The organism is Leptolyngbya sp. Cla-17 (genome assembly GCF_016807185.1).
In the GTDB taxonomy this organism is placed as follows: Bacteria; Cyanobacteriota; Cyanobacteriia; order Leptolyngbyales; family Leptolyngbyaceae; genus ULC077BIN1.
The window spans coordinates 1306018-1317825 of sequence record NZ_JAEVYN010000001.1 but is presented as its reverse complement, the minus strand read 5'-3'; the positions used below and the strand labels follow the sequence as shown (position 1 = coordinate 1317825).

Below are 11808 nucleotides of genomic sequence, written 5' to 3'. Positions count from 1 at the left end.
GCATAATGTTGTGATCCTTCAGGTTCCGGCACCAATTTCTATCGGAACTTGGAGTGCAGCGAAGTGAATGGGGTTGTAGAGAGTATCGCGCTGTTGATGCGGTCTGCCAAGGTCGGCGATCGCAGTTTGCAACTCCTCTACTTCCAAACAAGTGCCGCCTTGGGCACCCGCCATCGTTGTAATGTGTTCTTCCATCAAGGTGCCGCCCAAGTCGTTGCAGCCCCACTGTAAAGCGTCAACGGCTCCAGCCAAGCCCAGTTTGACCCAACTGGGCTGATGGTTGACAATCCACTGTCCAAAAAAGAGGCGTGCCACAGCAGTTAAATGCAAAGTATCAGCTAATACTGGCTGATCGCGTCCAACCCGACGACGTAGGGGCTTGGGGGCCGATTGTCCAACAAAGGGCAGCAAAATAAATTCTGTGATGTGGGCAGGATAGTCGTTTTGCAGAGCAGTTTGTTGCAGCGATCGCACTTGTTCAAAATGCCGAATTTGCTGGGCTGGGGTTTCAATATGTCCAGATAGCATGGTGCTGGTGGTGGGCATTCCTAAGCGGTGAGCGGTGCCAACAATCTTTAGCCACGTTGCACTATCCGTCTTTTCGGGGCAGAGAATTCGCCGCACGTCATCATCTAAAACTTCCGCCGCTGTTCCAGGCATAGAGCCAACTCCAGCCTCTTGCAAAGCACTGATCACGTTGGCATAGTTCAGTCCATCTTCTCGTGCAATAAATTGAATTTCTTGCGGTGAAAACGCATGGAGATGTAGATTAGGAAACTGGGCTTTGATAGCAGAAATCAGCTTGGTGTAATAAGCTAGGGAACTACCTTGCACCTTAGCTTTCAAGTTCAAGCCGCCCTGCATACAGATCTCCGTGGCTCCCCGTTCTACCCCATCCGCTACTTTTGCCAGAATTTGCTCTATATCTAGCCAAAAAGCGCCCTCTTCCCCTTCATCGCGCCGAAACGCGCAAAAGCTACAGTGTTGTTCGCAGATATTTGTAAAGTTGAGGTTGCGGTTGATTACATAGGTAACCGTTTCCCCTGTCAGCTTGTGGCGGAGTTGATCGGCGGCATCTCGAATTTGTAGGAGTTCAACAGGCGATCGCGCATTCAGCAACGCAATCCCGTCTTCGACCAATAAATCCTGTCCTAGAAGGGCGCGTTCAAGAATGGACTCGATCGTTTTAGTCATCACAAGGGTTTCAGCCAGCAATATCAATCTAGACTAACGCAGCTTATGCATCTGGGAGATGAAGCATTCCCAAAAGCTGATCGGCATGATCTAAATTGCCCACGATGCGGCGAGTCGGCTGAGGCCACGCTCTGACAAGGGTTGGAGTTGCTGTCACATGGTCAATTTCTGCCTGCTCTGGATGCTGAATCACGTCAATGATTTTCAGGGTATAAGGCTGATTCAGCGATCGCTCTAGCAAGGCATAAATTTTCTGCAATGTCCGCTCTGTTGCCATACTGTGCCCCGATACAAATAGTCTCAGCACGTAGCCTTGGGGATTAGGCAGTTCTTGCCGAGTCGTATCTCCTAGCTTAAACAAAGGAACAGTTGGAGTATAGGGAACTGTTCGCTCGTATTGCACCACCAGATCGTGACAGTCCCAAAGTTGAGGAAAGCGATCGCGGTGGGTTGTCAACACCATCGGATCACAGATTTCTGGTCGCAGCGGAGCAACCTGCCAAGTGAGGTCATGAAAACCAAACACGGCGTTGAGCAATGATTGATAACGGAAAACCAATGGTGAAACTTCTGCGATTTGTCGCAACTCCTGGGTGTGCGGATCAAAAAACTGATCAACTGTTGCCCCATAACACGGCACTAAAAAATGAGGAGGTTCTGACAACCCCAAAAGATTTTGCAGCATTCCACAAAGATGCACATGCCAACGCACTTGCTTTTGCGGATCAATACAGTAGATCAGATCCCCGCCGGGGGTAAACAACGCAATGCCTTTGAATACCTCCAGCGATCGCTCCGAATCCATACCCAAAGGCTTATTCAAATCGAAAACTATATCCGCCCCCGAAGCATTTGAGCCATCTCGTTCGGTTTTTGCGACATTTCCAGCGCTGTTTCTTCTGTGATTCTCCCCGTTTCATAAAGCTTGTAGAGAGACTGGTTCATATTACACATGCCATCAAAGGTGCAGCGCGGAATTAATTGCTCAACTTCGTCGAGGTCGCCCTTGCGGATATAGTCTCTAATCGCATCAGTATTAATCAAAATGTCATGAAAGGCAGCACGTTTACCATCTGTTGTGCGGCATAGCCCTTGGGCAATCACCGCAACCATGGATTCTGCGATCGAAACTCGAATTGGCTCCTGTTGATCGGGTTCAAAAAGCTGAAGAATCCGTTCAATGGTTTTCACAGCGCTGTTGGTGTGCAATGTGCCCATGACCAAGTGTCCCGTTTGAGCAGCTTTAAGGGCAGTGTTGACGGTTTCGCGATCGCGCATTTCCCCAACTAGGATCACATCTGGATCTTCCCGCAGCGCGGCTTTCAGGGCACTATCAAACTTGTGCGTGTGAATGCCCACTTCGCGATGTTTAATCAAGGCTTTTTTGCTACGATGCACAAATTCAATTGGGTCTTCAATTGTAATAATGTGCTTGGGCATCTCTTTGTTCATATAATCCACCATTGCCGCCATCGTAGTGGATTTACCTGAACCTGTAGGTCCGGTAATCAAGATTAAGCCTTTGTGATAATGGCAAATATCCTTGAAAATGGGTGGCAAGTTTAGTTGCTCGACCGTCAGAATTTTCATTGGAATTAGCCGCATCACCATGGCAGGACCATGCAGCGAACCAAAAATATTAATCCGAACCCGTGCAAAGTCGTATTGAGTAGCACCGTCAAACTCTAGCATTTCTTCAAACCGACGAATTTCTGCATCGGTGAGGATTTCTTGAAGCCAGCTATAGAAGGTGTCGCGATCAGTTTCGGGCCATTCTGTGTGATCCATTTCTCCCCGATTTCGGTAGCGGGGCACTTCGCCAACCCCAACATGAACGTCGGAATATCCTTTATCAAAAGCGGTACGAACCAGTTCAGAAAGGGTTGGCGAACCATTGGTAGGAGCACGACGGGGAGTCGATGCAGGCGCAGTAGGTGATGAAGTAGGACGATGTCCTGCAGGAGGGGGCGCTTGGGGTGGAGAAGACGAAATGGCTGTGGCCGCTCCACTAAGATGACTAGGAGGAGCTTGGGACGATACCATCGTTGCGCCAGCCACTGCGGGAGAAATCATGGTTGGAGGGTTCATTTGCTGAGTAGCAGCAACCGTTGCTCCATTGTTGGCAGCTCTTGGAGGTGGAGGAGCAGGAGGAATCCGTGAAGGAGGGGGAGCACTAGGTTGGCGCTGGGGTTCAGTCATAAAATTAACTCTCTCAACAGCTTTGGTAGTAGAAGCCTAAAGCGGCTTATTGTAAAATTGGCGCGATGCTTTTGTTGAATTGCTGCTCATAATTATTGCTGTCTGCAATGTAACAGCCCTCATTATTTTATTCAGGACTTTCAGATACTTTACGCAGAAGACACACTAAAAATTCGGAGCTGTGTACATCAACGTTTAGAACAGGTTGAAGTCTGGCATCTCATTTCTAAAAATGACCAATTGACTATAGGTTGCCCATGGAACAGCGATCGCTACCAATAAGATTACCGAATTGCCGATAAACACGCTTTCAGAAATCAAGTCTAAGCAGGCGAAAACCATGACAAAAGCTTACAACGGTAGCCGACAATAGGGAAGATGGGCGTGCACTTGTCATTCAATTGAGGAAGGAAGGCAATGAGTGAATCTGACCAGTGGTTTATTGTGAAACAAGATAACGGGCAATGCGCGATCGTTCCAAATGGCATTGCCGACCCCTCTGAAGATGTTTTAGCCGGGGCTGAGTCAGGGGCAGGAGGGAAACAGTGGGGACCCTTCGCCTCTCAAGCAGAAGCGATCGCGCGGCGAGTCGGGCTGATTCGGGCGGGCAAATGCCAACCTGCTTAGGTGAGGAATTAAAATCCAATCAGCCCAAAATTGGTTGGGGGTTTTGCATACTCTGCAGAACGCAAGCCAAGGGTAGTGATCTCTGCAATTTACCCAAGATTACGTTCCGAATGCTCAACCTTTACACCTTTAAGGTTTCGTTTCTGCCCGGGGAGATTGAAGCCGAAACACCTGAATCTTCTCTCCCAAAACTCCAACGGCTTTGGCGACCTGAGGATCTTCTAGCGTTCCAACCTTATCTCGATTGGTGCTTAGCTCTTTTTTCTGGTTCTCAGTTAACTGAACCTCCACATCTGGAACAATACCTTGCTTGTTAATATCGCGTCCACTTGGAGTGTAGTACTTGGCGATTGTTACAGCTAATCCAGAATCTTTACCCACTTGGCGTACAGACTGGACTAATCCTTTGCCAAAAGTCTTTGTGCCGATCAACACTGCACGACGATTGTCTTGCAACGCCCCAGAAAGAATTTCGCTAGCACTAGCCGAGCCACCATCGACCAACACCACCAAAGGCTTGTTCGTCAGCGATCGCCCATTTGCCTGCTCCTTATCCTGCTCTCCAGTGCGGCTTTTTGTAGAAACGATCGCGCCTTTTGACATCCACATACGGGCAATATCAACGCTGGTATATAGCAGTCCGCCCGGATTGCCACGCAGATCTAAGACATAGCCCGAAACTTGCTGCTTTTCTAGCTTTTCGATTGCCTTTTGCATATCCATTGGTGCATTCGCACTAAATTGCACTAATCGGATGTAACCCACCTTGCCTTGGGGGGATGGCAACTCACTCGATTTCACCGCATGAATTTCAATCCGTGCTCGTTTGATTGCATAATCTATTTGCTGGGTACCGCGCAAAATTGTAAGCTTCACCGATGTTCCGGCTGCTCCGCGAATTAGCGTCACCGCTTTATTCACGTCCATGCCTTCGGTACTCTTTCCATCAATTTTGAGGATAATATCCTTCGACAGAATACCCGCCGTAAAGGCAGGAGAATCTTCAATTGGAGAAATCACCGTTAATTTCTTCGTTTTTTCATCTGCGGCGAGTTGAATACCGACTCCGGTTAATTCACCAGAGGTATCAATCTTCATATTTCTAAACTCTTGAGGATCCATGAAACGAGTGTAAGGATCCCCTATTTTTTTCACCATTTCGCGAATGGCTTTATAAGCGTCTTCGTTATTAGTGTAGGAACGTTTTAGATAGTCGTTTCGCACTTTTTTCCAGTCCACCTGGTTAAAAGTACCGTCTACATAAGTACGATCAATAATTTGCCAAACTTCATCAACCAGTTCCTTGGGACTTTGGTTAAAGAAAGATTGCAATGACAACATAGACATTGGCTGAAGAGCAGCATCCTTATCTGCATCGGCAACTTGTTGCCCAGAGTCGTCGCTCTGCAACAAGGCTTGTCCTTTGAAGAAGTGCAAGCCAGTGCCGGCAATAGCGGCAGCAGAAACGGTCACTGCGACGGCACCAAGGACAAGCCCACGTTTTGTAATTGCCATGTTGATAAGCCTAGAGTTGACTATGAAAATTACGCCCAATCTAGCACAGGCCAACAGCCTTGGTCAGAGCTTAATTACTATGGATCAACCCAGCGCCCATCCGCTTTAATAAGATTGATCAACTCCTCAACTCCGTTTGCTTCTGGCACACGCTTAATTTCTTCGCGCCCTCGGTAAAGTGAGATATAGCCTGCTTGCTTACCAACGTAGCCGTAATCTGCGTCCGCCATTTCTCCGGGACCGTTGACAATACATCCCATGACGGCAATATCTAACCCCGTCAAATGGTTTGTTGCATCTCGCACTTTATGAAGGACTTCTTCAAGATTAAATAGTGTGCGTCCACAGGAGGGACAGGCGACGTATTCCACCATAGTTTTCCGCAACCCTAATGCCTGCAAAATGCTATAGCATACTGGGATTTCTTTTTCTGGGGCTTCGGTTAAAGAAACTCGAATGGTGTCGCCTAGCCCTTCGGCTAATAGGGTTGCAATTCCCGCAGTAGATTTGATTCGCCCGTATTCTCCATCTCCCGCTTCAGTCACCCCTAAATGTAGGGGATATTCCATTCCCTGCTCATCCATTCGCTGAGCCATGAGGCGGTAAGCTGCCAGCATAACGGGCACACGAGAAGCTTTCATAGAAATGACAATGTTGTGAAAATCTAATGATTCACAAATCCGAATAAACTCTAGGGCAGACTCTACCATGCCTTCTGGAGTATCGCCGTAGGTGAAAAGCATTCGTTCTGCTAAGGAGCCGTGATTCACTCCAATTCGCATGGCTTTGCCTTGATCCCTCAAGAAAACGACCAACGGTTCTAGGGTTTCTCGAATTTTATCTCCAATGTCGCCAAACTCGGAGTCAGTATATTCGGTGCGTTCTGCTTTGGGTTTCTCAAAGACATATAACCCAGGATTAATCCGGACTTTATCGACGTGCTTAGCAACCTCTAGGGCGATTTTCATGCCGTTGTGGTGAACATCGGCAACTAGAGGGACGGGGCGATAAGTGGCAATCAGTTTCTGTTTGATCTCTGCGAGGGCGATCGCATGTGCCATGCTGGGAACCGTCACCCTCACAATTTCGCAGCCAATTTCATGTAAACGACGAATGCCAGCAACCGACCCTTCAATATCTAGGGTGTCTTCATTAATCATGGATTGAACCACCACCAGATTGTTACCACCAATACTGATGTCACCCACCTTAACAGGGCGAGTTTTGCGACGGTGAATAGTACCATCAGTGGCATAGCGGGAAGAAACAGTAGAAGTGAGAGGGTTAGATAAGGTTTGCATAGGGCTGTTGCTTGCTCTCTACGGCAGAAAAGGGGGACAATTTTTTCAGTCTCTGCTTCCCACATTGCCATACATAGGGAGTTTTGCGGCAGCATGATGGTTAAATTTTGGTCAAAATTGGCAACCTGAGCTTGAACGCCTCGTTGCCGCCAGAAAAATTTGGATTTGAATGTAAAGAGCAGAACTGAAGAAAAATCAGCCGAGATCGGTAGGCTGATGCCGTTCAACAATTGACGCATCTGAAAAGTAGCAGAATAAAGAGTTAAAAAATGCCAATTGTGTTTTGTCTGCGGTAGTGCAGAAACTATCCTAGGCAGGATTTTCAGTTATTTCTCTTCATATCAAGTAGTCCCGTATTATTCAGATTGTTATTATTTTAGACGTATCTTAAAACATAGATAGGTCACGTCGTTTCTTCAATTTAAGGCTGTATCGGCATAGATACGGCGGATTGCAGTGTTAAGAGGGACAGTAACAGCAGTGTGCAAACCAGTTGTGCAAATGTTGAGGATCTATCAAATCCATCGCTGTGGCAATGAGGGTATCTACCCTTTTCGAGGTTGTCGGCGAGAACTGTCTTAGGAAAGCCTTTAACTGTGACCACCAATGCTCAATCGGATTAAATTCGGGAGAGTAAGGAGACAGATACAGAACCTTCGCTCCAACCGCCTCAATTAAAGGTGCAATGGCTTTTACCTTGTGAGCAGGCAGGTTATCCATGACCACGACAGCCCCTTTCCACAGTTGAGGCACAAGACACTTTGAGACGTACACCTCAAAGACAACCGCGTCCATCGACTGATCTATCGTCATCACAGCCAGCACCTTTGAGACGGTAATCGCGCCCATGACACTCACCTTCTTGCCCCGATAAAAAGGTTTGAAGTCATACGCTCGTTCCCCAGGTGCAGCACGGGCATGGGTTCGCATGAGTCCCAGTAGAACACCCATCTCATCGAGAAACACTAAATCTTTGAGTTCTATACTCGTCACCTGTGCCCAGTACTCCTGTCTCAGGAGTTGGACTCGTTCGCTGGTGGCTTGGCTGGAGCGGAGCGTTTTTTTTTGCGCGGTAAATTGAGTCTCTGAAAGGTTCGGCACATAGTACTTTGGCTAACCCATAGCCCAGTCTCATCAAAGAGTAGCTCACAATATTCCGCTAAGGTCGCATCGCGCTGGTTCTCGAAGATCGCCACTAACTGGTCTTTGTGCTCCATCACAGGACTCACCGAACCACCCTGCTTATGGGGAACGACGTGACCTTCTGTGCGCTTCTGAATCATCCATCTCTCGACGCAACTCTTGCTGACAGCAAAGCGGGCAGCAACTTTTCGGATCGAGCTATCACCCTTCTCCATAGCACTTACAATCTTCTCTCGAAAGTCTATGGAATACGGCTTCATTTTTGACCCAACGTTGTAATCCTTCATTGTCCTCTATCTGACTGCAATCCGCTGTAGAATGCCATCTAAAAATGGTTTGTACAGTCTTCTTACTGTATCGACGTATTTTTTAAGTCGCAATGATTGAATTATGAAATTTGTTAAACCTGGTCGCAATCTGATGAATTATTTGAACTATCCTCAGAAATTTGCGCTAATCAGTAGCCTCTTTATATTGCCTGTTGTTCTATTAACCTATTTATTATTTTCTGAGCTTCAAAGTAGAGTTGATTTTGCTCAAAAAGAACTGTATGGAAATCAATACCTCCGACCGCTACGCCACTTGCTCGAAGAAACACTGAAGGCTAAAGTTGCCAGCGATCGCAGCGATAAATCAACCAAAACAACCGAATTCAAGTCACAAATGGATTTAGCTTTAAACAAGCTGAATCAGCTCGATCAAAAATTCGGAAGTGACTTTAAGACAACTGACTTATTAAGAAGCTATCAAAAAGTAAATGAACAGTTTGATACACTGCAAGTCAGCCCAAACTCAAAATCTGCCAGCAATAACTATCAGCAATCGCTGCGAAAACTTCAAGATTTATGGGTTCAAGTGGGTGATCAATCTAATCTGATTCTTGATCCTGACTTAGATACCTACTACTTAATGGATACGACGCTTTTAAAGCTGCCAGAAATTCAAATCAATTTGGCAGAAATTCAAAGTATTAGCCAGAAAGAACCCATGCAAGGAGCGATTAATCCATCAGATCAGGTGCAATTAATTGCCCTCATGAGCAAGTTAAAACAACTAAATGCCAATTTGAGCAGAAAAATGGCTACTGCATTTAACAATAATCCGACGGGGAACCTGCATCCCAAATTGCTTACGCCCTTGCAACAGCTTAATCGAACGATTGAACGATTGACGAATCAGATGGATACTCTGAGCCTTAATCCGCGATCGCTACAAACCATAACTTACGCCGAAATGGCAGAAGAGAGCTTGCAGCACAGCTTTAGTTTATGGGATGCAACCATTCAAGAACTGGATTTTCTCTTGCAAAAACGGATTAATGGTTTTGTTAACAAGCAGCAGTGGATCACAGCATTTATTCTGATTATTTTAGCGATCGCAGCTTATTTATTTATCTGCTTTTATCACGGCATGATGCAGGTCGTTTCTAGCTTAAAAACTGCATCTCAACGGATGGTAGATGGCAACTTAAAAGATGCAGTGACTTTAGAAAGTCGAGATGAACTGGCAGATGTCGTGCGATCGTTTAACACAGTCGCAGATGTGTTGCGAGAAGCGGAAGCAAAATATCGCAGCATCTTTGAAAACTCAGTCGAGGGAATTTTTCAAACAAGTGCTGATGGCGCTTATTTAATTGCAAACCCAATGTTGGCAAAAATTTATGGCTATGACACACCCGAAGAGTTAATCGCTAGCATGACAAATGTGGGTGAGCAGCTTTATGTTGATCGCGATCGCCGTACTGAGTTTGCTCAACTCATTAAACAGCAGGGCAAAATATCGGGATTTGAATCTCAGATTTATCGCAAAGATGGCAACATCATTTGGATTTCCGAAACTGCTCGTGCGATTTATGATGCTCAACAGAACATTGCAGGCTACGAAGGAACCGTAGAAGACATTACTCGCCGCAAACAGGCAGAAGTAGAAGTGATGCAGTTAACCCAGCAGCTTCAAGATGAGAACTTGCGAATGACTACTGAACTGAATGTGACTCGCCGCCTGCAAAAAATGCTAATGCCCACCGACGCAGAATTGGATGCTGTTGTTGGTTTAGAAATTGCTGGGTTTATGGAGCCTGCGGCAGAAGTCGGCGGAGACTATTATGATGTGATTCAACATGAGGGCAAAGTAAGCATCAGCATTGGCGATGTCACAGGGCATGGACTAGAAAGCGGTGTGGTGATGATCATGGCGCAAATGGCGGTGCGAACTCTATTGGTCAATGGAGAGACCAGTTCGGCAAAATTTCTCAATTCCGTCAATCGGGCACTGTACGACAACACTCAACGGATGCGATCGCGCAAAAATATGTCGCTTGCCCTGTTGGAATACAAAGCAGGAGATTTATACCTGACTGGGCAGCATGAAGAATTAATTATTGTGCGACAGGATGGGCAAATAGAACACATTGATACCCTTGACCTAGGTTTTCCCCTAGCTCTAGAGGCAGATATTAGCTGCTTTATTGCCGAAGTTAAAGTTCATCTTTACTCAGGTGACATTGCAGTACTCTACACCGATGGCATCTCTGAGGCCGTGGATACTCACAACAATCAGTATGGTTTAGAAAAGATGTATGAAGTACTTAAGCAAAATCGCGATCGCTCGGTTCAAGAGATTCGGCAAGCGGTAATCGCTGACTTGATGCAGCATATCGGCAAGCAGAAAGTGTTTGATGATATTACACTACTTGTCATGAAGCAAAAGTAAACTGTCCTAAGATATAGATCTTAGACGTGAGATATAGACTTTAGACGTACAGTTGACAAAGGTAAATTGTTGCATAACATCAGTGCGGGGTTATAGACGTTATTTTTTAGAAAATTTAGGGGCTTTTTTCCATGTCCAAGTTGGGCATTTTCGTTTATTTCCATATTTTAAGTTGATGGTAGTCAACCTGAGCCTACATTCTTCAACTGAGTTCGGCCGCATGTCTGAATCTTGTCAATTCTCAGAAAGTGAAGCCTTGCACCTTATGGAGCAAATTCAACGTCTCCGCGAAGATGTTGAGCGATTAAAGCGCGAGCGTGAAGATCTCTCTATTGCTCTCTCAACCACAGCAGAGCATGGAGATTGTATTGAAGCCCAACTACAAGAAGCAAACCAGAGGCTTCAGGTAGAAGTTGAAGTGCGGCGACGCACAGAAATAACCTTGCAAGCATTGATGGAAGCCATTTCTAAACGAAAAGCTGATTTAGAAATTGTGGTGCAAACCATCATGGAACATGGCGACATTATGGATACTCAATGGTCGCTGAAACTATCGGAGATGAACAAAATTGCCAGCATTGATGGGCTGACCCAAATTCCCAACCGTCGCCGTTTTGATGAACATTTAGAGCATCAATGGAAGCAAATGACGCGGGAGCGATCGCCTATTTGCCTCATCCTGTTTGACATAGATCACTTCAAGCAATTTAACGATACCTATGGGCATTTAGCCGGAGACGATTGCCTAAAACAAGTCGCCCAAGTGCTAAATGGATGCGCCCATCGCCCAAGTGACTTGATTGCCCGCTATGGCGGCGAAGAATTTGCCGCTATCTTGCCGCAAACGACTATCGAAGGAGCAATGGAAGTCGCCGGACGGGTGCAAGCTGAGATCTCGGATTTAAAAATCCTTCATGAAAAATCTTCTGTTAGCAAGTACCTGACTCTGAGCATCGGTATTGCCAGCAGTATTCCAACTCTGGAACAATCTTTTAGTAAGCTGCTAGACGAAGCAGACCAATATCTTTATCTGGCAAAACAACAAGGGCGCGATCGCATCATTTTCAGTTCAAAAACAACGCTAAGACAATGAGTATTTCCTCTTAGCAATTAGGGC

10 protein-coding genes are annotated in these 11808 nt (G+C 46.2%); 3 read left to right on the top strand and 7 right to left on the bottom strand.

Going from position 1 to position 11808, the window contains the following annotated elements; genetic code table 11:
• Positions 1-18 precede the first annotated feature (18 nt).
• Genes cofH through JOY44_RS05800 form a run of 3 tightly spaced genes read right to left on the bottom strand, consistent with a single transcriptional unit; the run spans position 19 to position 3393 of the window.
• Positions 19-1194 (bottom strand): 7,8-didemethyl-8-hydroxy-5-deazariboflavin synthase subunit CofH, encoded by a 1176-nt coding sequence (cofH, locus tag JOY44_RS05810; RefSeq protein WP_197984996.1) that lies wholly within the window; start codon positions 1192-1194, stop codon positions 19-21.
• Between the two features lie 43 nt (positions 1195-1237).
• Positions 1238-1999, bottom strand: a complete 762-nt coding sequence (locus JOY44_RS05805) for a circadian clock KaiB family protein (protein WP_171573725.1) — start codon at positions 1997-1999, stop codon at positions 1238-1240.
• Positions 2000-2025: 26 nt separating this feature from the next.
• A complete protein-coding gene (locus tag JOY44_RS05800; RefSeq protein WP_171572727.1) occupies positions 2026-3393 on the bottom strand; it encodes a type IV pilus twitching motility protein PilT in 1368 nt (455 codons plus the stop codon).
• A gap of 417 nt (positions 3394-3810) precedes the next feature.
• On the opposite strand from JOY44_RS05800, the gene JOY44_RS05795 reads away from it, so the two are divergent.
• Positions 3811-4020, top strand: coding sequence for a hypothetical protein (locus JOY44_RS05795; protein WP_171572725.1), 210 nt, complete (start codon positions 3811-3813; stop codon positions 4018-4020).
• A 129-nt stretch (positions 4021-4149) separates the two neighbouring features.
• Here the strand turns inward: JOY44_RS05795 and ctpC are convergent, their stop codons facing one another.
• From ctpC to JOY44_RS05775, 4 genes are all read right to left on the bottom strand, one after another.
• Entirely contained in the window at positions 4150-5535 is a 1386-nt protein-coding gene (ctpC, locus tag JOY44_RS05790) for a carboxyl-terminal processing protease CtpC (protein WP_197984994.1), read from the bottom strand.
• A 77-nt stretch (positions 5536-5612) separates the two neighbouring features.
• The gene (gene ispG, locus JOY44_RS05785) at positions 5613-6836 is read right to left on the bottom strand and encodes a (E)-4-hydroxy-3-methylbut-2-enyl-diphosphate synthase (protein ID WP_171572724.1); all 1224 of its coding nucleotides are present in this window, start codon (positions 6834-6836) and stop codon (positions 5613-5615) included.
• 459 nt (positions 6837-7295) lie between these two features.
• Entirely contained in the window at positions 7296-7937 is a 642-nt protein-coding gene (locus JOY44_RS05780) for an IS630 family transposase (protein ID WP_171571819.1), read from the bottom strand.
• Entirely contained in the window at positions 7850-8266 is a 417-nt protein-coding gene (locus JOY44_RS05775) for a helix-turn-helix domain-containing protein (RefSeq protein WP_171571820.1), read from the bottom strand. The genes JOY44_RS05780 and JOY44_RS05775 overlap by 88 nt, the downstream gene beginning before the upstream one ends.
• Positions 8267-8369: 103 nt before the next feature.
• Between JOY44_RS05775 and JOY44_RS05770 the strand changes: the two genes are divergently transcribed.
• Both JOY44_RS05770 and JOY44_RS05765 read left to right on the top strand, forming a co-directional pair.
• Complete coding sequence (locus tag JOY44_RS05770) at positions 8370-10691, top strand: SpoIIE family protein phosphatase (RefSeq protein WP_171572723.1); 2322 nt, start codon at positions 8370-8372, stop codon at positions 10689-10691.
• Positions 10692-10911: 220 nt separating this feature from the next.
• Complete coding sequence (locus tag JOY44_RS05765) at positions 10912-11784, top strand: diguanylate cyclase (RefSeq protein ID WP_197984993.1); 873 nt, start codon at positions 10912-10914, stop codon at positions 11782-11784.
• The last annotated feature ends 24 nt before the right edge of the window (positions 11785-11808 follow it).